At 55.1% G+C, this 22,272-nt stretch carries 17 protein-coding genes; 4 read left to right on the top strand and 13 right to left on the bottom strand.

Features of this window, described 5'->3' with window-relative positions; translation table 11 throughout:
- Positions 1–113 precede the first annotated feature (113 nt).
- From ACYP03_RS14545 to pilM, 8 genes are all read right to left on the bottom strand, one after another.
- The gene (locus ACYP03_RS14545) at positions 114–1,760 is read right to left on the bottom strand and encodes an AAA family ATPase (RefSeq protein WP_459780626.1); all 1,647 of its coding nucleotides are present in this window, start codon (positions 1,758–1,760) and stop codon (positions 114–116) included.
- Positions 1,761–1,775: 15 nt separating this feature from the next.
- Positions 1,776–2,849: a 3-dehydroquinate synthase gene (gene aroB / locus ACYP03_RS14550; RefSeq protein WP_330961346.1), complete on the bottom strand. Its 1,074-nt coding sequence runs from the start codon at positions 2,847–2,849 to the stop codon at positions 1,776–1,778.
- 20 nt (positions 2,850–2,869) lie between these two features.
- A complete protein-coding gene (gene aroK, locus ACYP03_RS14555) occupies positions 2,870–3,388 on the bottom strand; it encodes a shikimate kinase AroK (RefSeq protein ID WP_248144412.1) in 519 nt (172 codons plus the stop codon).
- 206 nt (positions 3,389–3,594) lie between these two features.
- The gene (locus ACYP03_RS14560; RefSeq protein ID WP_459780629.1) at positions 3,595–4,908 is read right to left on the bottom strand and encodes a type IV pilus secretin PilQ; all 1,314 of its coding nucleotides are present in this window, start codon (positions 4,906–4,908) and stop codon (positions 3,595–3,597) included.
- Between the two features lie 55 nt (positions 4,909–4,963).
- Positions 4,964–5,392, bottom strand: a complete 429-nt coding sequence (locus tag ACYP03_RS14565) for a pilus assembly protein PilP (RefSeq protein WP_459780630.1) — start codon at positions 5,390–5,392, stop codon at positions 4,964–4,966.
- Positions 5,389–6,018: a type IV pilus inner membrane component PilO gene (locus ACYP03_RS14570; protein WP_459780632.1), complete on the bottom strand. Its 630-nt coding sequence runs from the start codon at positions 6,016–6,018 to the stop codon at positions 5,389–5,391. The genes ACYP03_RS14565 and ACYP03_RS14570 overlap by 4 nt, the downstream gene beginning before the upstream one ends.
- The gene (locus ACYP03_RS14575; protein WP_459780634.1) at positions 6,011–6,592 is read right to left on the bottom strand and encodes a PilN domain-containing protein; all 582 of its coding nucleotides are present in this window, start codon (positions 6,590–6,592) and stop codon (positions 6,011–6,013) included. Before ACYP03_RS14575 ends, ACYP03_RS14570 begins: the two co-directional genes overlap by 8 nt.
- Complete coding sequence (gene pilM / locus ACYP03_RS14580; protein WP_459780635.1) at positions 6,586–7,533, bottom strand: type IV pilus biogenesis protein PilM; 948 nt, start codon at positions 7,531–7,533, stop codon at positions 6,586–6,588. The genes ACYP03_RS14575 and pilM overlap by 7 nt, the downstream gene beginning before the upstream one ends.
- Positions 7,534–7,677: 144 nt before the next feature.
- Here pilM and ACYP03_RS14585 point away from each other — a divergent pair, with 144 nt between their 5' ends.
- Entirely contained in the window at positions 7,678–10,227 is a 2,550-nt protein-coding gene (locus ACYP03_RS14585) for a penicillin-binding protein 1A (RefSeq protein ID WP_330961351.1), read from the top strand.
- 73 nt (positions 10,228–10,300) lie between these two features.
- Here the strand turns inward: ACYP03_RS14585 and oxyR are convergent, their stop codons facing one another.
- Complete coding sequence (gene oxyR / locus ACYP03_RS14590; RefSeq protein ID WP_248144419.1) at positions 10,301–11,203, bottom strand: DNA-binding transcriptional regulator OxyR; 903 nt, start codon at positions 11,201–11,203, stop codon at positions 10,301–10,303.
- A gap of 162 nt (positions 11,204–11,365) precedes the next feature.
- On the opposite strand from oxyR, the gene ACYP03_RS14595 reads away from it, so the two are divergent.
- Both ACYP03_RS14595 and ACYP03_RS14600 read left to right on the top strand, forming a co-directional pair.
- The gene (locus tag ACYP03_RS14595; protein ID WP_330961353.1) at positions 11,366–12,094 is read left to right on the top strand and encodes a glutathione peroxidase; all 729 of its coding nucleotides are present in this window, start codon (positions 11,366–11,368) and stop codon (positions 12,092–12,094) included.
- Positions 12,095–12,166: 72 nt separating this feature from the next.
- Positions 12,167–13,618 carry a dihydrolipoyl dehydrogenase gene (locus ACYP03_RS14600; RefSeq protein ID WP_459780637.1) on the top strand — a complete coding sequence of 484 codons (1,452 nt, stop codon included), beginning with the start codon at positions 12,167–12,169 and terminating at the stop codon, positions 13,616–13,618.
- Positions 13,619–13,692: 74 nt separating this feature from the next.
- Here ACYP03_RS14600 and argH read toward each other — a convergent pair whose 3' ends face one another.
- From argH to argC, 4 genes are all read right to left on the bottom strand, one after another.
- Positions 13,693–15,570: an argininosuccinate lyase gene (argH, locus tag ACYP03_RS14605; RefSeq protein WP_459780639.1), complete on the bottom strand. Its 1,878-nt coding sequence runs from the start codon at positions 15,568–15,570 to the stop codon at positions 13,693–13,695.
- 73 nt (positions 15,571–15,643) lie between these two features.
- Positions 15,644–16,852, bottom strand: a complete 1,209-nt coding sequence (locus ACYP03_RS14610; protein ID WP_248144423.1) for an argininosuccinate synthase — start codon at positions 16,850–16,852, stop codon at positions 15,644–15,646.
- A gap of 143 nt (positions 16,853–16,995) precedes the next feature.
- On the bottom strand, positions 16,996–17,775 hold the full coding sequence (gene argB, locus ACYP03_RS14615) for an acetylglutamate kinase (protein ID WP_459780641.1): 780 nt from the start codon (positions 17,773–17,775) through the stop codon (positions 16,996–16,998).
- A 26-nt stretch (positions 17,776–17,801) separates the two neighbouring features.
- Positions 17,802–18,815, bottom strand: coding sequence for an N-acetyl-gamma-glutamyl-phosphate reductase (gene argC, locus ACYP03_RS14620; RefSeq protein ID WP_459780643.1), 1,014 nt, complete (start codon positions 18,813–18,815; stop codon positions 17,802–17,804).
- Positions 18,816–19,396: 581 nt separating this feature from the next.
- Here argC and ppc point away from each other — a divergent pair.
- On the top strand, positions 19,397–22,027 hold the full coding sequence (gene ppc, locus ACYP03_RS14625; RefSeq protein WP_459780645.1) for a phosphoenolpyruvate carboxylase: 2,631 nt from the start codon (positions 19,397–19,399) through the stop codon (positions 22,025–22,027).
- Positions 22,028–22,272: the final 245 nt, after the last annotated feature.

Genomic DNA, 22,272 nt, shown 5'->3' on the forward strand with positions numbered 1-22,272 from the left:
ACCCATAGCGACTGTGTTTACAAAGGTGGCGGATTGTAACCTATTTCTCAGTTTACCCCTAGGGGCAATTCTCCCCCGGCGCGCGGAATCACCAACATTGCCAGCAATATCAACTACTGTGCCCGTTCTATCTCACGATGGATTTGAGTATAGGATTTCACCCACGGCTGAACCGACTGAACTTTATCCGACAATTGAGCCTGTGCTCGGCGGGCTGCAGCAACGCTGGCGTAATTCCCCGTCACCACAATATACCAGCGCACGCCCTGACGTTGGGTCTGGTAGACCCGGGCCATTTCTTTCACGCCGTACTCATCGAGGAAACTGCGCGTCGCCTCCAGCGAATGCATCGCCGCCAGCTGCAAGGCATAGTGGCGGCTGTTGACGGCTTTCAGCTTGTCCATATCTTCAGCCATCACTGCCTGCAAACCAGCCAATGAGGCCGGGCTGGCTGACGGCTCTGAAGACTGTCCTTCAGGTGCCGCTGAAACGTCTGAGGCCGCTGCCCCGGTGTTTCCTTCTGAATTCTCTGCCGTGCGACTGTGCTGATCCGTCGCCAGTACTTCATTGATGGCAGCTTTCAAATCGCTCTGAGATGCAATCGCCAGTTCACCGGAGCCCCCTGTTTCCTGCTCCGTGATCATGGCATCCACGACATCTGACGGCACGACGACCCGCTTGGTCGTCTCATTCGAACGACCGACGGTCAGCCCTTCCAGTTGAACTGGTGCCGGTAGGGCATCCGTATTTTCCGTTGCTGGTGCACGCACCTCAGCCACCGCCGGGTCAGTTGTCGTTTCCGGCTCCGTCGTCATCTTCGGCTCCTCAAGGGTCACCGTAGTTTCCGGCACAGTTTCAGGCAATGTCTCGGCAACAAGCTGTTCATTATCAGACTGTGCCAGCGTTTCATCCAGCGCGGGGGAAACCTCACTGCGTTCAGCCTCTGATCGCGGAGGTGCCTTCGCATCGTCAGAAGGCAGGAACCAGAACACTATCCCAGCCCCGATCAGCACGACCAGGAGCAGCAACAACGACATGGGGGAAAAAGTGCGTGACGATGATGATGCCATTTTTGCGACCTCCGAGTGATCCAGTGTCATCAGTGCTCCAGGCGTTGGCGCAACCTCGGCCGCCTGTGCTTTCAGCGCACGCCGCTGGTTCGCATCCAGGGAATGGCTGGCCAGCACCAGTTCCATAAACGTCTGGACTTCAGGTTCAGACAACGACGGGATTTCAAGCTCCAGCGGCGACTGCCCCTGACCATGGGAAACCTGACGTAATGCTTTGGTTAACTGACCCGTCTGACTAAAGAGTAGTACATTGACCTGCCAGCCTGAAGCCTGCTGGGCTTTCATCACCAATGCCCACAGTTCGCCGATCAGGGCCGGGCTGAGCAAATGGGCATCATCAATGACCAGCAATAACTCAGCCGGCTTGCCCTCAAGCAGGCGTTCCAGTGATTGATGCAAAGGATCGCTGTCGTTGAACACCGCCTTCGGGATCAACTGGTTCAGCAGAATACTTCTGTGCTGGCTATCATGCTGTGCCGGGTGACACATCAGCAATGCCTGCCGGGCCTGACTGCCGTCAGCGTCGGCCCACTGCTCCAGATAACGCTGAGCCAGCCAGGTTTTACCGGCTCCCGCGTCGCCGCTGATTTGAATTAAATGAGAACCGAATCGGGTCAGGAACTGCACCCGGGAAAGAAGATGGATCTGGCTGTCCAGATCCAGGGATGTCAGAGAAGCGGCTATCGTCATGCAATCATTACAACATCAGGGTTCAATCACCTGACGCAGGATGTCATGAGGCACATCAGAGACAACTTCTGCCTGACCTATACCGGTGGGCAGTACCAGTCTGAGCTTGCCTGACAACACTTTCTTATCCCGCATCATGTGTTTGATATAGTGGTCAAAGTTCATGGTTTCCGGTGCCAGTACAGGCAAGTCGGCCTGTTCCAGCAGCGCACGGATTTTTTCCGCTTGTGCTGAAGTCAGCAAGCCTAACAGACATGCTGTCCGGGCTGCCTGAACTGTACCGGCAGCCACAGCTTCACCGTGAAGCCAATTACCATACCCCATCTCAGCTTCAATCGCATGACCAAAAGTGTGACCCAGATTCAGCAGCGCGCGTACACCTGACTCTTTCTCGTCCGCGGCAACCACATCGGCCTTAATTTGACAGCATCGGGCAATCGCCTGACCCAGCGCCACAGAGTCCAGCGCACGCAGCTGAGCAATATTCTGCTCCAGCCAGATGAAGAAATCCTGATCAGCGATAATCCCGTATTTAATCACCTCAGCCATGCCTGCAGCGAACTCACGTGCCGGCAGACTTTTCAGACAATCAGTATCAATCACGACCGCCTGCGGCTGGTAAAAGGCACCAATCATATTCTTGCCCAGCGGGTGATTCACGGCTGTTTTGCCGCCGACGGAAGAGTCAACCTGTGCCAGCAGCGTGGTCGGCACCTGAATAAAGTCCACACCACGCTGGAAGCTGGCCGCAGCAAAACCGACCACATCGCCAATGACACCGCCACCCAGTGCCACCAGCACCACGTCACGGCCATAACTGCCTTCCAGCAGGAAGGTCATAATCTGGTTGAAAGTATCGAGGGTTTTGTACTGCTCGCCATCCGGCAGGTTGAGCAGGGCCACATCTTTCGCTAACGGGCGAAGCGTGGCCTGCAATGTACTGGCATAAAGCGGGGCAACCGTATCGTTGCTGATGATCACAACCCGGCGACCGGCCACAGAGGAAAAGTAATCCGGACTGGACAGTAATCCGGTGCCAATTGAAATCTCGTAACTTCTCTCACCCAGATTAACTGTAATCCGCTCCATGGCTCTCTGTGTCCCCGTAGTTAACGCTCTTCCAGCATTTTGATAATTTGATTGGCAACGACCTTTGCACTCTGGTCGTCGGTACGCACGACGTAGTCTGCCACCTCTTCATACAATGGATTACGCTCTTCTGCAAGCGCTTCCAGTACTTCGCGGGGGTTGTCCGTCTGCAGCAGCGGGCGCTTCTTGTCGCGCTGAGTACGTGCCAGCTGTTTCTCAATGGTGGTTTCCAGATATACCACGATACCGCGAGCAGAAAGACGGTTACGGCTCTCTTTGCTTTTCACCGAGCCACCCCCGGTCGCCAGCACAATACCCTGCTCCTGGGTGAGATCATCGATGACCGCTTCTTCACGGGCACGGAATCCCGCCTCGCCTTCTACATCGAAGACCCAGCTGATATCAGCACCAGTCCGTTCTTCGATCACAGAATCTGAGTCCAGAAACTCCATATGTAACTGCTGTGCAAGGTGTCTGCCAATGGTGCTTTTACCGGCTCCCATTGGGCCTACCAAGAAAATATTTCGTTTTTCAGCCATGTTTAGCAAATATACGCGCGGTTAAAAAATAGACAAAACCGCCCACAGGCTTTTGATTTACAAGCCCGAGGCGCCAACTTCCTCACATTTCAATCGTGATAAGACCGAAAATTATCTCAGGACTGACAGCTGTTTGGCAATAGCCAGTCGTCCCCAAGGCCGTTATCTCTGTTCCGGGATCGCCCCGGCAACGGCATCCTGCCTGACTAACGCAGGATTTTCGGCGTCACAAAAATGAGTAACTCGCGCCTGCCCTCCCGCTCCAGAGTCTGCCGGAACAGACGGCCCAGCAACGGCATATCCCCCAGCAAAGGGACTTTGCGGACCGACTGACTGGACTGATGCTGAAAAATGCCACCCAGAACAATAGTTTCACCGTGGTCCACCAGCACCTGCGTCCCAATCCGCTGTGTATCAATGGCCACCACCTGACCCGTCCCCGTGTTCACGGTTTCTCCCGGTTTGTTCTGGGTGACTTCCAAATCCAGAATCAGCTTATCGTCCGGTGTAATCTGCGGGGTCACCATCAGGCTCAGCACTGCTTTCTTGAATGAGACCGAGACGGCACCGCTGGAAGCTGCCTCCAGGTAGGGGATCTCAGTCCCCTGCTCAATATAGGCCATTTTCTTATTGGTAGTGACCAAACGCGGGCTGGAAATAATTTCAGCTTTCTCTTCGGCCTGCAGTGCAGACAGCTCTAAATCCAGCAATTGATCCCCCAGCCGGGCAACCTGAAACGCAATTCGGGCGGCGCCGTGCTGCGCACCAAGATTAACGTTCAGAAAGTCGTTCAGATCTGGTGTCCCGTCGCTGTTCAGTGCTGCCAGATTACTGTCAATTGAGCCGCCGACAGTCACGCTGCCGTTATTTTCAAGCATCCCCCAGCGTACGCCGAGATCGGCCGTATCTTTCTCGTTCATACTGACAATCCGGGCTTCAATCTGCACCTGCCGGACCGGCTGATCCAATCGGTCAATAATCAGCAGCAGACTTTCCAGGCTCTCCGCGACATCTTTCACAATCAGCGCATTGGTTCTGTCGTCCACATGCAAAGCACCTTGCGCGGAGAGCAAACTGGGCTGACCTTCTGAACCGGACAGCAACGCTGCCAGCTCCGTCGCCTTGGCATAGCGAATCGGGATCACCCGGGTCTTCAGTGATGTCTGAGACTCTGCCTGACCAGCAGTTCCGCCAGCCAGCTCAGCTCTGGGCGCGACCATCATCACGTTCCCCTGCCGCCTGTAGGCCAACCCTTTCAGGGTCAGAATACTGTCCATCGCCTGTGACCAGGGAACATCGGTCAGGTGCAGGGTGATATTGCCCTGCACCGCATCGGAAATGACCAGATTATCCTGCCGGTGATCTGCCATCATCTGCAGCAGCTGGCGCACAGGCACATCCTGGAAGTTGAGTGAGATCGTATTTTCTTGGTCGTCTAAATCCGCCGATTGAAGCGGAGTCGCCAGCGCCCCGGCCGACAGACACCAAAACAGAGCCAATAGAATGCAGAGGTGATGCATAATGTGTAAATCTTCCTGATTGATAGAGCTGATAGGAGAAAGGATGAAGCTACCGTTAAGACTCTCCGTCCGTTAACTGAAGGATGATGTTTCCGGCACAATGTGCATCGCCCGGCCATTCGATCACGGTGTGAGCCAGTGTCACCTCCGCGATCCTGCCCGTGCGGCCAAAAACCTGCCCCTCCGCCACCCGGTACAGACGGCCGGAGGGATCGCTGAGCACCGCCCACAGCCCCATACGGTCTCGTAAACTGCCGATCATCCGAAACCCCTTCATCTCCGCAGTGCCGGAAAATTGCTCCGAGCAAGCAACAGCTTCAGTTGTCAGGCTTTCCGGACTGGGCGTCACAAACAGCTGTCGCACAGGACGGGCCGAAAACACCGGAGCTTCCTGAAAATGAATCGCAGACGACGGGGCACTGAGGGTCAGCAAAATCACAGCCGTGAACGCCACGATAAACAAGATGCATTTTCGTGCGGTCATCGCCTATCTCCTGCTGCACCTTCACTGTCCGGAACGCTATTTTCCGGCTGAACCTCTTCCGCCGCCCGGTACAACTGAGCGGTGCCCTGTACCCTGAGCTCGCCCGGCACTTGTTCATCCGGCTGTATCTCTAACTCGTCCATGATCAGCAGCCAGGATTTGGCTGCCATCTGCGCGAAAAACTGTCCGACAGCGGCATAACTGCCGCTCAGCTCGAACTGCACCGGCTGCATGGCATACCAGTCATACTGCTGATTTTGTTGCCAGTTCAGCCCGTGCAACCGGACGCCAGACCGTCTGCTTTCAAGCTCAATATCCCCCAGCACTGTCGTCCATGCTGCCGGTCCGGGCAGGCGCATCGCCTGGTGCCGGTAATCGGTCTGCAGCTGCTGTGTCTGAACCTGCAACTGTGGCAGGCTCCCGGCGATGGTTTGCTGATGGCGTATCTGGCTCCTGAGCGCGCTTTCCTGAGCACTCAACTGCAACTGTTGAGCCTGTAACGGAGACAGCAACCACCATTTCCCCGCGATCACAACTGCCACCATGACCAGCAGGCAGACAACCAGCTGATACCGCAAGGGCCAGTCCGGCAGAGTTTCCAGCGTCAGATCACGCCAGTCAGTCATAGGCCGCCTCCGAATGTACCGGGGCCAGTGTCAGGGTGAATGTGAATCGCTGACTTCCTGACGGCACATGTCGTGGTAAAGGCTGCGCAACCCTGTCGACGGAATGCAGCTGACCGTGACGAAGCCAGTCCGCGCTGCCTGTCCGTGCCAGCAACAGTGACAAAGCGGATGCATCCTGTGTCAGCCCGCGCAGACTGACTTGCGCCTGACGAAGACTCAGCGCTTCCAACTGAACCGCTTCGGGAAAGACATCCGGCAGCGCATTCAACAGATGGATCAACGGAAACCGGGCATGATGCCAGTCAGAAAACTGACGCAGCCTTTTGTGGTACAACTCCGACAACGCTTGCTGCTCTGCCACAGCTGCCAGACTGGGTGCCAGCACCTCTGTCTGCTGCCGGAGCTGCGCATAACGGCTTTGCAGTTCGCGGAGGTGCTGGTTTTCGTAAACGTACATCCCTCCCATCACCAGCACGGCCAGGGTAACGAAACTGCCCGACAACCGGACAAAACGGCGCCGGTGTGCCGCCTGTCGCTCCGCCCGCCACGGCAGCAGATTCACAGCCCTCAGCATGACATTGCCCCCCGGATGGCCAATGCAACCGGCTTCACCCAGTCGCGGCTTTGCGACGCAGTGATCAGTGCTGTGTCTGACTGATACGGGAATACCTGCTGTGGTGTCAGCAATTGTACCGGCAGCCCGCAAAGTTGCTGCCAGCACCCCCGTTCATCCTCAGTTAATGCAATGCCTGTCAGCCACAGGCTTTCAACATCTTCAAAGACGCCGGACAGGCGCAGCTGACGGGTTACATCCCGGCTCAACTCAGCCTGTGACCCTGCCACAGGAAAGGTTCTATGATAAGGCTGGGGATGCCGAGAGCCGGCCGCCAGATCCCAGCCCGAGTCATGCTGACAAACAATCGCCGATGCAGCGCCGGACGCACCGCCGGAGTTTTGCTCAAGATACCGTAACAGCCATAACAGGGTGCGCGCCTGCAGCTCCATCACTGCCGGACGAAATCCGGCCTCTCTCGCCAGCCGGACTTTCTGCTCCACCGCCGCCGATTTTGCGGCGAAGACCCGGTACATATCCGTCTCATGACCGGGTGTTTCTGCATCCGGTAAGCGATGAAAGTCGAGGCTGAGCGACTGCGGATCCACAGCCAGCAGATGAGCCAATTGCTGCGCAAGCGCGGATGCCACATCCTGCCCCCAACGCCGTTCCAGCCCGATATCCCGCTGAACGACCTCACTGTCGGGCAGTGACAACACACATGCCCCGGTCCGCTTTGGAAGCAAGGTCCGTAATTGACGCAAGGCTGACAACTGATCTGCCGGGAAAACGCTATCCTGAAGAGGCCCTGTGCCGGACAGCTGTCCGGCTTCGTTTTCCGGGGTCAGAGCAACCTCCGCATAAGCAGACAAAGTGAATCGCCCTTTATTTTGCTTGAGCACGACCGCCTTTACACTTTGACGACCGATATCGATTCCGGTCCAAACTGGCTTGTGCAACATAGCGTGGTATGCTCCCCCTGGTAACGACAAGACAAAATTATTCGAATAAACACCTTTGACGGCGTTAAATTTATTTGAGTTATCTTTATACTACTGACTGAAGTAGCGCGGATGGCCGGACGAAGGTGTAACGGGAATTCTCAAGTGAAGTTCATAAAGCGATTATTTATCTTTGCAATTATTTGCATCATTCTTGGAGTCAGTACGATTTTTGGTTTCTATCTTTACGTGAAACCGGATCTCCCTGATGTCGCAACGCTTAAAAACGTTGAATTACAAACACCTATGCAGGTGTACAGCGCAGACGGTGAACTGATTTCCCAGTTTGGTGAAAAACGCCGTATCCCGCTGACAATGGACCAGATCCCGCCGCAGATGATCCATGCGGTGATCGCCACCGAGGACAGCCGCTTTTATGAGCATCCCGGTATTGACCCGATCGGTATCATCCGTGCTGCCGTTGTCGTCGCCGTTTCAGGCTCCGCCAAGCAAGGGGCCAGTACGATCACTCAGCAGCTTGCCCGGAACTTTTTCCTCAGCAATGAGAAAAAGATCATGCGGAAGGTCAAAGAGATTTTCATTGCCGTTCATATCGAGCAATTGCTGACCAAGGATGAGATCCTTGAGCTTTATCTGAATAAAATCTACCTGGGCTACCGTGCTTACGGTGTCGGTGCTGCCGCACAAGTCTATTTCGGCAAAGACATCAGCCAGCTGACGCTGGGCGAAATCGCTGTCATTGGCGGCCTGCCGAAAGCTCCGTCAACGATGAACCCGCTCTACTCACTGGATCGCGCAACCACCCGTCGTAACGTGGTTCTGAGCCGGATGCTGGACGAAGGCTACATTACCCGTACCGAATTCGAACAAGCCAAAGCCGAACCGATTATTTCCCGTTACCACGGTGCGGAAATCCAGCTCAACGCCCCTTATTTCGCTGAGCGGGCCCGTGCATGGATGATTGACCGCTACGGCGAGGATGCCTACACCTCGGGCATGAAAGTCTACACCACGGTCAATCCGAAACTTCAGCGTGCCGCACAGCAGGCTTCTGTTCAGAACCTGCTGGATTATGACCAGCGACACGGTTTCCGTGGTGCGGTTGCGACCTTGTGGATGCCGGAGCAGGCCGTCTGGGAAGAAAAGAAAATTCTGGATCATCTGGCGAAACAACCAAGTTACGGAGAGCTGGAACCGGCCGTTGTGGTTGGTGTCGGTCAGAAAGATGCGGAAGTAATCCTGCGGGACGGCCAGCACCAGACACTGAGCTGGGATGGCATGAAGTGGGCCCGCCGCTTTATCACCGATTCCAGTCAGGGTCCGTCGCCAAACGTGGCCGCTGATATTCTGACTGCGGGTCAGCAAATCTGGGTTCAGCAGAAAGGTGAACAATGGGTGCTGAGCCAGGTACCTGATGCCAACACCGCTTTTGTTGCTATTTCCCCGTATAACGGCGCCGTACAGGCCATGGTGGGCGGCTTCAACTTCGTCCACAGCAAGTTTAACCGTGCGACACAGTCCATCCGTCAGGTCGGCTCCAGCATCAAGCCATTTATCTATTCCGCCGGTCTGGATTCGGGCATGACGCTGGCAACTCTGGTCAACGACGCCCCGATCGACAGCCGGGATCACAGCATGGGAACAGCCTGGCGTCCGAAAAACTCACCACCGGTTTATGACGGCTGGACCCGTCTGCGTCGTGGCCTGGCTCAATCGAAAAACGTGATGGCAGTTCGGGTACTGCAGGATGTCGGCCTGGATGACACCATCAGTTACCTGACCCGCTTTGGCTTTAAGCGTAAAGATCTGCCGCGTGCCGAAGCCATCGCACTGGGTGCAGGCAGCCTGACGCCGCTGGAAATGGTGCAGGGCTTCTCCGTGTTCGCCAACGGCGGCTACTTTGTGGAACCGTATTTCATTGAACGCGTGGAAGATGCCTACGGCAATCTGGTCTATCAGGCCCATCCGAATGTGGTCTGCGATGAAGACTGTCAGCGTAAAGAACAACTGGCCGGCAACCAGATTGCTGCCAGCCGCGCGGTCATGCACGATATCGCCATCAGTGAGGAAGAGCTGGGGCCAACGGGCAGCGCGACCGAAACTGACCAGCAGACCATTCGCCTCGCACCTCAGGTGATCTCTGAGCAGAACGCTTTCCTGGTTCGTGAGATGCTGGAAAGTAACATCTGGGGCGGCGGTGACTGGGCACACAAAACCGGCTGGAACGGTACCGGCTGGCGTGGTCAGGCTCTGAAACGCCGCGATGTCGGCGGAAAAACTGGTACCACCAATGACTCCAAAGATGCCTGGTATACCGGATTCGGTCCCGGTGTTGTTGCAACAGCCTGGGTCGGATTTGATGATCACAGCCGTGAACTGGGCCGCACCAGCTACAACCCGAATCTGGATAAAGACCAGACTGCCGGGGCAGAAGCTGGCGCGAAAACCGCTCAGCCGGCCTGGATTGGCTTTATGGAAAAAGCGCTTGAAGATGTGCCGGAACAACGCAAGCAGCTGCCGCCGCGCATTGTACAGGTCCGTATTGACCGCGATACCGGCAAGCTGACCCGGAAGACCGACTACACCTCCATGTTCGAGTACTTCATTCAGGGCACAGAACCGAAAGACTATGCCGGCGAAGGCGGTACAGACAGCGGCATCTTCGAAGCCGACAGTTCAGATGAGCTGTTCTGATTTCAGCACTACCGACTTCAGTCACTGAAGTTCAATTAAAAAGCGCGCCTCAGGCGCGCTTTTTTTCTCTCGATTATCCGTGTTCCAGATGCGGCGTAATACTTTGCCGGATCTGCTCGGCCAGCTGCTCGTAACGCCCTTTCAGGGGTGAGCCCGGGCGGTATGCCAGCGTAATCAGACGGCTGGGTTCCGGATCGCAGGCCTTGAGGTAACACACCCCGTCCCGCCGGGACGTATTGGGAGTGGCCAGTTTCGGCAGCAGGGTAATTCCGCTCCCGGCCGCCACCATATTCCGCAGTGTTTCCAGACTAGTCGCTTTAAAACTGCCGTCTTCCTTCGCGCCCGCAGCAAAACAAAAGCCCATCGCCTGATCTCGCAGACAATGCCCGTCTCCCAGCATCAGCAGGGTCTGCCCTTTCAGCTCAGACATAGGCAGCTCATGCCGATCCGACCAGGGGTGTGCTTCCGGTACAGCCACCATCATTGGTTCGTGGTACAACGCCAGTTCCTTGAAATGCTCGCTTTCCTTCACCGCCGCCAGAATGATGCAGTCCAGCTTACCTTCTTCCAGCTGTTGTGCCAGCACATGCGTCTGTGCTTCATGCAAGTACAGTTCAAGCTGAGGAAACGCCCGCTTGAGCGCCGGAATAATTAAAGGCAGCAGATAAGGCCCGACCGTCGGAATAAAACCGACATGCAGCGGCCCGGCCATGCTCTCCCCCTGCTGACTGGCCATCTCCGACAGCACCTTGACCTCGTGCAGCACTTTTTTCGCCTGGCTGACCAGATTCAGTCCGACATCGGTAAACAGAACTTTGCGGCTGGTGCGTTCCAGCAACGATACCCCCAGCTCAGTCTCCAGTTTACGGATCTGCCCGCTCAGCGTCGGCTGACTGACATAGCAGGCTTCGGCGGCTTTCCTGAAATGCCGGTGCTCAGACAGCGCCACCAGATATTCAAGATCCCGGATGTTCATGCATGCACTCCCCAAATGTTTAATAGAAATGAACGATTAATAAGATAACAGCAAACGATTGGAGCTATCAAACAGTATTTCGGATACTACATCCATCGACAGGGACAACACAAAAAAGTCCCACAGTTTTATGAAATGAAAAACTTCCAACAGGAGCGCAATATGTTTACATCAAAAGAAGGCCAGGCCATCCCGCAAGTCACTTTCCCGACCCGTCAGGGCGATCAGTGGGTCAACGTCACTACAGATGAACTGTTTCAGGACAAAACCGTCGTGGTCTTCAGCCTGCCGGGTGCATTTACCCCGACCTGCTCTTCAAGCCACCTGCCACGATACAACGAACTGGCGTCTGTTTTTGCAGAGCACGGTGTAGACGACATTCTGTGTGTGTCCGTCAATGACACCTTCGTGATGAACGCGTGGAAAGCCGATCAGGAAGCTGAAAATATCACGTTCATCCCGGACGGTAACGGTGAGTTCACCAAGGGCATGGGCATGCTGGTTGAGAAACACGATCTGGGCTTCGGTGAACGTTCATGGCGCTACAGCATGCTGGTGAAAAACGGCATCGTGACCAAAATGTTTATTGAAAACGACGAACCGGGCGACCCGTTCAAGGTTTCCGACGCCGATACGATGCTGAGCTACATCGCCCCTGACTATCAGTTGCAGGAATCGATCACTGTGTTCACCAAACCAGGCTGTCCATTCTGTGCCAAAGCGAAACAGAATCTGATCGACAAAGGTCTGCAGTTTGAGGAAGTGGTTCTGGGCAAAGATGCCACCAGCGTCAGTCTGCGTGCCATCACTGGCCAGAGCACCGTGCCACAGGTCTTTATCGGCGGTCGTCATATCGGCGGCAGTGAAGCACTGGAAACCTACCTGGGCTAATTCCCGACTCAAGGCAGGGCGACAGCCCTGCCCTCCACCACGCCCTGAACTGAATGTCATTGGAGAAGTAGAATGAAAACCTTGACCGTTGAAGTTGCTGTCATCGGCGGCGGTACGGCTGGCCTGGGAGCTTACCGGGCAGCCAAAGCACATACCGACAGTGTTGTCATGATTGAAGGCGGCCCTTATGGCACCACCTGCGCCCGTGTCGGCTGCATGCCTTCCAAGCTGTTAATTGCCGCTGCCGAAAGTGTGCACAACATTGAAAAAGCACCAGCCTTCGGCATTCATCCTCAGGGTGAGATTCGCATCAACGGCCGAGAAGTGATGGATCGCGTGAAGCGCGAGCGTGACCGCTTTGTCGGCTTCGTGCTGGAAAGCGTGGATGAAATCCCAGCTGAAGATAAAATCAGCGGTTTTGCAAAATTTATCAATGACATCACACTCGAAGTCGACGGCCACACCCGCATCGAAGCCAAGCGGATTGTGATCGCCACCGGCTCCCGTCCTGCCTATCCGGCAGCCTGGCATGAGCTGGGTGATCGTCTGGTGATCAATGATGATGTCTTTGACTGGGACGACTTACCGGCATCTGTCGCCGTCTTTGGTCCGGGCGTGATCGGACTGGAACTGGGTCAGGCACTGCACCGCCTCGGCGTTGACGTGAAAATCTTCGGTCTGGGGGGCCAGGTGGGTCCGCTGACTGACGATGAAGTCATGGCGTATGCCAACAAGACTTTCAATGACGAGCTGTACCTGGATGCCGATGTCAAAGTCGAGAGCATGAAGCGGGTTGGCGATGAAGTCGAAATTCAGTTCATCAACCAAACCGGCAAACTGGAGACGCAATACTTCAGCTATGTTCTGGCCGCAACCGGACGTCGCCCGAACGTCGACAAACTGGCGATTGAAAACACCAGTCTGACGCTGGATGAACGCGGGGTGCCTGTGGCCGACCACTTTACGCTGCAGACCTCGGTTGACACGATTTTTATCGCCGGAGATGCCAGCAACCAGCTGCCGCTGCTGCACGAAGCGGCCGATCAGGGCCGGATTGCCGGAGACAATGCAGGTCGTTTCCCGGATATCCGTGCCGGACTGCGCCGCTCGAAAATTTCCGTGGTCTTCACCGAGCCGCAGATCGCCATGGTCGGCGAAAGCCGCCGGGAAATTACCACACGTCTGGGTAACTGCGGCTGTTACGAAGTGGGCACCGTATCCTTTGAAAACCAGGGCCGTTCCCGAGTGATGCTGCGCAATCAGGGCATTCTGAATGTCTATGGTGAACACGGCACCGGTCGTTTTCTGGGCGCCGAGATGATTGGCCCGAATGCAGAGCATCTGGCCCACCTGCTGAGCTGGGCGCATCAGAATCAGATGACCATCGCGCAGATGCTGGATATGCCGTTCTATCATCCGGTGATTGAAGAAGGTGTCCGGACAGCACTGCGGGATCTGAACGCCAAACTGCATCTGGGGCCGGAAATGATCAAACACTGTCTGGACTGCGGTCCGGGTTGTTAATCAGCCTTCGATGATAAACGGGAAAGCAAAAGCGCCGGGGAACCGGCGCTTTTTTATTGGGATAAACCAGAAAATCAGGCAACGTTCACACTGGGAATCACATGCTGTTGATCCAGCCGCACTTCCAGTGCCACTTCGTCACAGGCATGCTGACGCGGACACATATCGCAGTCTTTCATGACTTTCTCCGGCAGCAGGGTTTTCGAGGTCGGAATAAAGTCCTGCTTCATGAAGAACTCCGGCACACGAGTCAGCACAAACACGCGCTTAATCGCCATCTGACCGGCTTTTTCCAGCAGATGCTGCACCAGTGCCTTACCCTGCCCCTGATGCTGCCAGCCCGCTTCAATGCCCAGAGAGCGAATTTCCGCCAGACCCGAATCATAGACATAAAGCGATGCACAACCGGTCACGATCCCCTGAGTCTCGGCAACAGCAAATGAGCCGATATCTCGCACCAGTTCGTTCCGCGGACGCGGCAGGTTCTCGCCCAGTCCGGCCCAGTAAGCTACCATCCCTTCAATCGCATCCAGATCGGTCAGACGGGCACCCCGCACTTTCACACCCGGCGCATGACGTTTTGACAGTCGTTTTTCAGCCTGAGCGATCGCATGATCCACCTGATTCGGCGCAACCCCGCCAAGGGCACAGCGTTTCTCCAGACAGGATTCAATGGTCAGAATTGGATAGACATCTGCGTCGATCACCGGTGAGAAAGCCTGCATTTCGGCCAGTGACAACTCCTCCAGCGCACAGCCCTTCTCAATGGCAGCCACCACGGCCACCCCGACGATATGGTGCGCTTCACGGAACGGAATCCCTTTCGCCACCAGATAATCGGCCAGCTCGGTCGCATTGGAGTAGCCCTGCATTGCCGCTTCCAGCGTCCGGTCTTTATTGACCTTGATACCATCAAAGCACAGCGCCGCCATTTCCATACATTCATGCCAGGTGTCGAGCGCGTCAAACAACCCTTCTTTGTCTTCCTGCATGTCTTTGTTGTACGCCAGCGGCAGGGCCTTGACCGTCATCATCATCCCGGCCAGCGAACCGTAGACACGGCCGCACTTACCCCGGATCAGCTCCAGCGCATCCGGGTTCTTTTTCTGCGGCATCAGGGAAGAGCCCGACGTCACGGTATCGGCCAGTTCAATGAAATTCGACTCACCGGAGTTATAAAAAATCATATCTTCCGCGAGACGAGACAGATGAAGCATGGAAATCGACGCCGTCGACAGCAGTTCCATCACATGGTCCCGGTCCGAAACTGAATCCAGGCTGTTGCGAGTCGCCCGGTGAAAACCCAGGCTGTGCGCCAGCGCTTCCCGGTCAATCGGATAAGCCGTACCGGCCAGCGCACCCGAGCCGAGCGGACAGGTATCCAGCCGGTGCAGTGCGTCACTCAGACGCGAGTGGTCCCGCTCGAACATCTCGACATACGCCAGACACCAGTGGGCAAAAGTCACCGGCTGCGCACGCTGCAGGTGGGTATAGCCCGGCAGCACCGTGGTCTGATGCTCACGGGCAACCGTTGTCAGCTGACTCTGCAGATGATCCAGCATCATCAGCAGCTGATGTCCCTGCTGACGGCACCACAGCTTGAGGTCGGTCGCCACCTGATCGTTCCGGGAACGGCCGGTATGCAGTTTCTTGCCCAGATCACCCACCCGGTGGATCAGCTGTTGCTCCACCCAGCTGTGAATGTCTTCAGCGTCGGACTGGAGAATCTGTTGCGGATCCTCCATCACCGCCAGCTTCAGCTCATTCAGAGCCAGTTCCAGCTTCTGCTGTTCCGCCTCGGTCAGTACCCCGACCTGACGCAGCGCTTTCGACCAGGCCACCGAGCCAACGATGTCCTGCTCCGCCAGGCGGTAATCAAATCGCAGGGAATCATTGAACTGCTTGAACCGAGTATCTGCTGCCTGACTAAAACGTCCGCCCCATAGTGCCATGGTACTTCTCCTTTCCGGTACAACCGACTTTGCTCACATGTCTTGATTGGTAATGCGCTTTACGCTGATAGAATTATTTTTTTTGCTCGTTCAGTGCACGGATACGGCTGGCCAGCGAGTACAGGCGGATAAAGCCACCGGCATGGCTGTGATCGTACACTTCGTCTTCGCCGAAGGTGGCAAACTCTTCTGAATACAGACTGTTTGGTGAGCGCTTCTGAACTGCGGTGACCTGGCCTTTGTACAGTTTCAGGACAACTTCGCCATTGACGTCCTGCGCCAGCTCATCAGCCGCAGCCAGCAATGAACGGCACAGCGGCGTAAACCAACGGCCATCGTAAATCAGATGTGAAGCTTTCAGCGCGAGGCTTTCACGGAACTCAAAGGAATCTTTATCCAGTACCAGCTGTTCCACCGCACGCAGGGCTTCCATCATGATGGTGCCTCCCGGGGTTTCATAACAGCCGCGGGATTTAATCCCAACCAGACGGTTTTCTACGATATCGATCCGACCGACACCGTGCTCAGCACCTTTCGCGTTCAGATACACCAGCGCTTCATAAGGTGACATGGCTTTGCCATCAACCGCGACAATCTCGCCTTTTTCAATTTTGACTGATACCTGCTCCGGCGTATTCGGGGCATCTTCCGGATCCTTGGTCCAGACCCAGCACAGCTCATTTGGCTGATTCCAGGTATTTTCCAGTACACCGCCTTCGGTTGAGATGTGCCAGGCATTGGCGTCACGGGAGTAGATTTTTTCTAAGGTCGCTGTGGTCGGAATTTTACGCTCTGCCAGATAATCCAGCAGGGCTTCACGACTGCGCAGGTCCCACTCACGCCAAGGCGCAATCACAGTCAGCTGAGGTGCCAGCGCTGCATAAGCACTTTCGAAACGGACCTGGTCGTTCCCCTTACCGGTACAACCGTGACACAGGGCATCGGCACCCACTTCCAGCGCACACTCTACCTGAGCTTTCGCGATAATCGGACGCGCCATCGATGTGCCCAGCAGGTATTTGCCTTCGTATACCGCACCGGTTTTCAGACTTGGGTAGATGTAATCTTTGACCATCTCTTCTTTCAGGTCTGCGATGTAGCAGGCAGATGCACCCGAGGCCAGTGCTTTTTCTTCAATGCCTTCCAGCTCAGCTTCACCCTGACCCACATCGGCCACAAAGGCGACGACTTCACAGTCATAGTTTTCTTTCAGCCATGGGATGATGGCCGAAGTATCCAGACCGCCGGAATAAGCTAATACGACTTTGTTTACCTTGCTCATTGTTACTCTCCTTCGTTGCCTGCGCGACGGTCATCCCGTTCAGGCGGTATCAATCTTGATATTTGAAACGACAAATTCAATTGGGTTAATTTTTATATCCGAACCCGGATTTTGCGCCAGCGTCCGGATGTAAATCTGCTGACTCAGAGCACAAATCGGGTTCCGATTTGTTCCCCTTCAAACAGCGCCAGAAGTTTGTCCGGATAACGCCAGCCCGCAATTTCGACCGGACGTCCTAAACCTTTGGCGGCCTCAAACGCTGCTTTCACTTTTACAATCATGCCGTCGGTAATCACCGCCTGCTGGATCAGCGCATCCGCTTTAACTTCAGTCAGCGATTCAATCAGATGGCCTTTACCATCCAGCACGCCACTGACATCTGACAGCAGGACCAGCTCAGCATCCAGTGCCGCGGCGACGGCCACAGCGGCCTGATCGGCATTGACATTCATCAGTTCACCGTCAGCCGTCAGGCCAATTGAACTGATAATCGGCAGGTAACCCGATGCCATCAGACCGGCCACCAGATTGCTGTCACCCGGTGCGGCTTGACCGACAGCACCCAGTTCCGGGTCAAGCTCAGTCACCTGGCACAGACCACCATCAGCCAGCCCCAGACCGACCGCTTTCACACCGCACTTTATCGCATGGCCCTGCAGCATCTTATTGGCAGTCCCTGCCAGTGCGCCCGCAATCACGCCAATCTGATCCACCGGGGTCACCCGCAGCCCCTGCTTCTTCACCGTTGGCAGATTGAGCTTTTTCATCAGGTCATCCACCAGATAACCGCCGCCATGTACCAGGAGCAAAGGACGATTCGCCTTCGCCTGATATGCACTGATGGCTCCAAAGACTTTCTCGAGCGTGTCGCTGCACGACAATACGGCTCCACCCAATTTGATCACTAACGGCGACTGTTCCATCCCGCTTCTCCTTTCAACAGCCAGACTTAGCCAACCAGCGCAGTCAACGGCGCAAAACCATTACGAATATTGATACATTGCATCGCCTGAGACGATGCACCTTTCAGTAAATTGTCGATGGCTGAGGTCAGGATGACGTGCTGCCCCTCCACCAGCCAACCGATGTCACAGAAGCAAGTATTTACCACATCCTGCAAACGTGCTGCCTGATTGCCCAGCAGACGGACCGCCTGTTCGCCAGGCTGGTGATAGGCTGCTGCCATCGCCGCCGAGACGGCTTCGGGGGTCACCCCCGGAGCCAGTCTGGCCGTGATTGTAGCCAGGATGCCGCGCTTAAAATTGCCGAGATGCGGGGTAAAGATGACGTCAGTACCCAGATGCGCCGAAATTTCTGGCTGATGACGGTGGGTAAACACACCGTAGGCCTGCAGGCTGACTTCGCAGAAACTGTTGGCCATGCTGGCTTTGCGTCCGGCGCCGGAGACACCACTCACGGCATTGATTACCGGCCATTGCTGAGTGTCCAGCAGCCCGGCTGCCAGCAATGGTTTCAGGGCCAGCTGAGACGCTGTCGGATAACACCCGGGAACAGCAACGAGCTGCGCCTGGCGAATAGCATCACCGTTCCACTCAGCCAGACCGTAGACCGCTTCGTCCAGCCATTGGGCATGCTGATGTGAAAATCCATAGTAGCGGGTATAAAAATCATCGCCTTTCACCCGGAAAGCCCCGGACAGATCAAAGACCTGACAGCCAGCTTCCAGGAAAATCGGAGCCAGGTCATGGCTCACCTCATGCGCCGTGGCCAGCAGCACGATATCGGAAGAGTTAGCGACCGCAGCTGCATCAGTCAGCGGCTGAAGTGGTAAATCGACCAGTCCGCGTAATTGCCCGTGCAGTTCGCTGATGGCTTTACCGGCATCCAGACTGTTTTCAGACACATAGAGACCGGCCAGCTGCAAATGCGGATGTTTCAGTACCATGGCTGCCAGTTCCGCACCGGTATAGCCGCTGGCACCAATGATAGAGGTATTCAACATATAAGATCCTGTTGTCATCGTTGTGAAATTCACTATCAAGAAAATATAACTGCTGTATGTTTCAGCGCGTGGCGCCAGGCAGGCGCGTCATGGAAGGTGCCAGAGACACCGGGCGATAGAGACTTAGCGTCGTCGGAAGGAATGCTGCTTGTGGTTCATCGCCTGGTTCATACTGCTGCTGATGGCCTCTGGTTGATCATAAAAGACGTCTTGCGACATACCGTTTATCTGTTTGCTGCATGACATCAAACTTGTTTTGTTATTCACACACAAACCAAATAAACAGATTTTTATTCATTAATTATGAATTTTTATATTTACCCTTTTCGGTTTTTTATGTCAAGCCAGACGGCAGAAAAAAATATGCTTCGTGACGGCTGCACGGTGATACGTCATGCTCTGGCTGTAAAAATAAAGAAAGTAAATTACAGAACAGAGACAGTCCGCAGGATTCATGCACGTCGTTTGATAGGATTTTTGTCTAAAAAGGGCCTACTTATTGACCTTTCGCCCCAATGAAGGCTAGATTGTTGGCAACGCCTTGGCGATTGGATGTAACAAAATTACGATATGGATGCGATATGAACGAAAAGTACAGTGCGTTAAAAAGCAATGTCAGTATGCTTGGCCACTTGCTGGGTAACACCATCAAGGATGTCCACGGCAGCGAACTGCTGGATAAAGTTGAAACCATTCGAAAACTGTCAAAATCGGCCTGCGCCGGGAACAGTAACGATCGGGAAAAACTGATTACCGAGCTGCAGAACCTGCCAGATGATCAACTGCTGCCTGTTACCCATGCGTTCAGTCAGTTCCTGAACCTGACCAACATCGCCGAGCAATACCACACGATTTCCCGCCATTGCGAAGATCTGGTATGCAGTCCGGATGAAATGGACAGTCTTTTTGCCAAGCTCAAAGATGAAAGCATCACTGAGCTGGACTCGCTGCAGGCTGTTCGTGAACTCAACATCGAACTGGTGCTCACCGCACACCCGACGGAAATCGCCCGTCGCACCATGATTCACAAGCTGGTGCAAATCAATAAATGTCTGTCCCAGCTTGAATTGAACGAGCTGTCTCACCGGGAGCGCCAGAGAGCAGAACGCCGTCTGGAGCAACTGATTGCTCAGGCCTGGCACTCCGATGTGATCCGTAAGCAACGCCCCAGCCCGCTGGATGAAGCCAAGTGGGGTTTTGCCGTCGTTGAGAACTCATTGTGGGAAGCCGTCCCGGAGTTCCTGCGCCAGTTTGATGAAAAGCTGCATCAGCACCTGGGTGAAAGCCTGCCGCTGGACGCCGCGCCTGTGAAATTCTCTTCCTGGATGGGGGGGGACCGTGACGGGAACCCGTTCGTCACTGCCGAGATCACCCGTGAGGTATTGCTGCTTTCACGCTGGAAAGCAGCAGATCTGTACCTGAACGATATCCAGGAACTGGTCAGTGAGCTGTCAATGGTTGCCTGTAACGACGAAGTCCGCGAGCTGGCTCATGGCGCCCATGAACCGTATCGTGAAATCGTCAAAGGACTTCGCACGTTGCTGACCCAGACCCGTGACGTGCTGGATGCAAAAATCAAAGGCCATGATGTGCCGAAAGTTGCGATTCTGGAAGATGTCGAGCAGCTTTGGGCACCACTACATGCCTGTTACCAGTCTTTGCACGAATGCGGCATGGGCATCATTGCTGATGGCCTGCTACTGGATACGCTGCGTCGCGTCCAGTGTTTTGGCGTCCATCTGGTACGTCTGGATATCCGTCAGGAAAGTACCCGCCACTCCAATGTAATTTCAGAACTGACCCGCTATCTGGGACTGGGAGATTACGACCAGTGGAGTGAACAGGACAAAGTGGCTTTCCTGGTCCGCGAGCTGGCTTCAAAACGCCCACTGCTGCCTCGTGACTGGCAACCCTCAGAGCCAGTTCAGGAAGTTCTGGACACCTGTCGCGTCATTGCTGAGCAATCCCGACAGGCGCTGGGTGCTTATGTCATTTCCATGGCCCGGACAGCTTCCGATGTTCTGGCGGTTCACCTGCTGCTCAAAGAAGCCGGATGTCCTTTCCGCCTGGATGTCTGTCCGCTGTTTGAAACCCTGGACGATCTGAACAACGCTGAATCTGTCATCACCCAGCTGATGAATATCGACTGGTACCGCGGTTTTATTCAGAACCACCAGATGGTCATGATTGGCTATTCCGACTCCGCCAAAGATGCCGGTGTAACCGCGGCTGGCTGGGCGCAGTACCGCGCCATGGAAGCCCTGGTGAATGTCTGCGATGACGCCGGTGTTGAACTGACGCTGTTCCACGGTCGTGGCGGCAGTATCGGCCGTGGTGGTGCGCCGGCTCACGCTGCCCTGCTGTCTCAGCCGCCACGCAGCCTGAAAGGCGGCCTGCGTGTCACGGAGCAGGGCGAAATGATTCGCTTCAAACTGGGTCTGCCGGATGTGGCAGTCAACAGCCTGAACCTCTATGCCAGCGCGATCCTGGAAGCCAACCTGCTGCCGCCTCCGGCACCAAAGCAGGAGTGGCGGGATGTCATGGACAATCTGTCTGATATCTCATGCGACGCTTACCGCGCTGTGGTTCGTGGTCATGAATCTTTTGTCCCTTACTTCCGTGCTGCCACGCCGGAAATGGAGCTGGGTAAACTGCCGCTGGGCTCCCGTCCGTCGAAGCGGAATCCGAAAGGCGGTGTTGAAAGTTTACGTGCAATTCCATGGATCTTCGCCTGGAGTCAGAACCGCCTGCTGCTGCCAGCATGGCTGGGTGCAGGAAAAGCAATTCAGCATGTGATTGATCAGGGGAAAGCATCACTTCTGGAAGATATGTGCCGTGAATGGCCATTCTTCTCTACCCGACTGGGTATGCTGGAAATGGTTTACAGCAAGACCAATATTCAGATTGCAGAGTATTACGATCAGCGCCTGACCGACGAAAGTCTGTGGCCGCTGGGGCAAGAACTCCGCGACCAGTTACAGCGCGATATCAAGGTCGTCCTGAACGTCGAGAACAGCGATCACCTGATGGAACAGGACCCTTGGGGGGCTGAATCTATCCGCCTGCGTAATGTTTATGTTGAGCCGCTGAACATGCTTCAGGCTGAGCTGTTGCACCGTACCCGTCAGCAGGAAACAGTCTCGCCAATGCTGGAAGAAGCCCTGATGGTCACGATTGCCGGCATCGCTGCCGGTATGCGCAACACCGGCTAAATCCCGCATTTCCAAATCAAAACAGGCCACCTTCGGGGTGGCCTGTTTTTTGTTCGCAATTAAGACAATACGAAATTCCGAATTTCAGCTATGGTCTATATACGTGCAGTGAATCAACATGAAGGAAACTTTGTGCACTGCATGCAGTCCGCATAATTGGACAAACGTCACAAGATAACTAATTGCTCACTGTTCACCACAGAATATTTATGCTTCTGCTGGTTGCAGTGATTCAATTGATGATA

Source organism: Photobacterium sp. R1, from assembly GCF_054600795.1.

Bases quoted from the DNA above. Each gene is read 5' to 3' on its own strand.
- ACYP03_RS14545 (WP_459780626.1), bottom strand. From the start codon at position 1,760: ATGACGATAGCCGCTTCTCTGACATCCCTGGATCTGGACAGCCAGATC.
- aroB (WP_330961346.1), bottom strand. From the start codon at position 2,849: ATGGAGCGGATTACAGTTAATCTGGGTGAGAGAAGTTACGAGATTTCA.
- aroK (WP_248144412.1), bottom strand. From the start codon at position 3,388: ATGGCTGAAAAACGAAATATTTTCTTGGTAGGCCCAATGGGAGCCGGT.
- ACYP03_RS14560 (WP_459780629.1), bottom strand. From the start codon at position 4,908: ATGCATCACCTCTGCATTCTATTGGCTCTGTTTTGGTGTCTGTCGGCC.
- ACYP03_RS14565 (WP_459780630.1), bottom strand. From the start codon at position 5,392: ATGACCGCACGAAAATGCATCTTGTTTATCGTGGCGTTCACGGCTGTG.
- ACYP03_RS14570 (WP_459780632.1), bottom strand. From the start codon at position 6,018: ATGACTGACTGGCGTGATCTGACGCTGGAAACTCTGCCGGACTGGCCC.
- ACYP03_RS14575 (WP_459780634.1), bottom strand. From the start codon at position 6,592: ATGCTGAGGGCTGTGAATCTGCTGCCGTGGCGGGCGGAGCGACAGGCG.
- pilM (WP_459780635.1), bottom strand. From the start codon at position 7,533: ATGTTGCACAAGCCAGTTTGGACCGGAATCGATATCGGTCGTCAAAGT.
- oxyR (WP_248144419.1), bottom strand. From the start codon at position 11,203: ATGAACATCCGGGATCTTGAATATCTGGTGGCGCTGTCTGAGCACCGG.
- ACYP03_RS14595 (WP_330961353.1), top strand. From the start codon at position 11,366: ATGTTTACATCAAAAGAAGGCCAGGCCATCCCGCAAGTCACTTTCCCG.
- ACYP03_RS14600 (WP_459780637.1), top strand. From the start codon at position 12,167: ATGAAAACCTTGACCGTTGAAGTTGCTGTCATCGGCGGCGGTACGGCT.
- argH (WP_459780639.1), bottom strand. From the start codon at position 15,570: ATGGCACTATGGGGCGGACGTTTTAGTCAGGCAGCAGATACTCGGTTC.
- ACYP03_RS14610 (WP_248144423.1), bottom strand. From the start codon at position 16,852: ATGAGCAAGGTAAACAAAGTCGTATTAGCTTATTCCGGCGGTCTGGAT.
- argB (WP_459780641.1), bottom strand. From the start codon at position 17,775: ATGGAACAGTCGCCGTTAGTGATCAAATTGGGTGGAGCCGTATTGTCG.
- argC (WP_459780643.1), bottom strand. From the start codon at position 18,815: ATGTTGAATACCTCTATCATTGGTGCCAGCGGCTATACCGGTGCGGAA.
- ppc (WP_459780645.1), top strand. From the start codon at position 19,397: ATGAACGAAAAGTACAGTGCGTTAAAAAGCAATGTCAGTATGCTTGGC.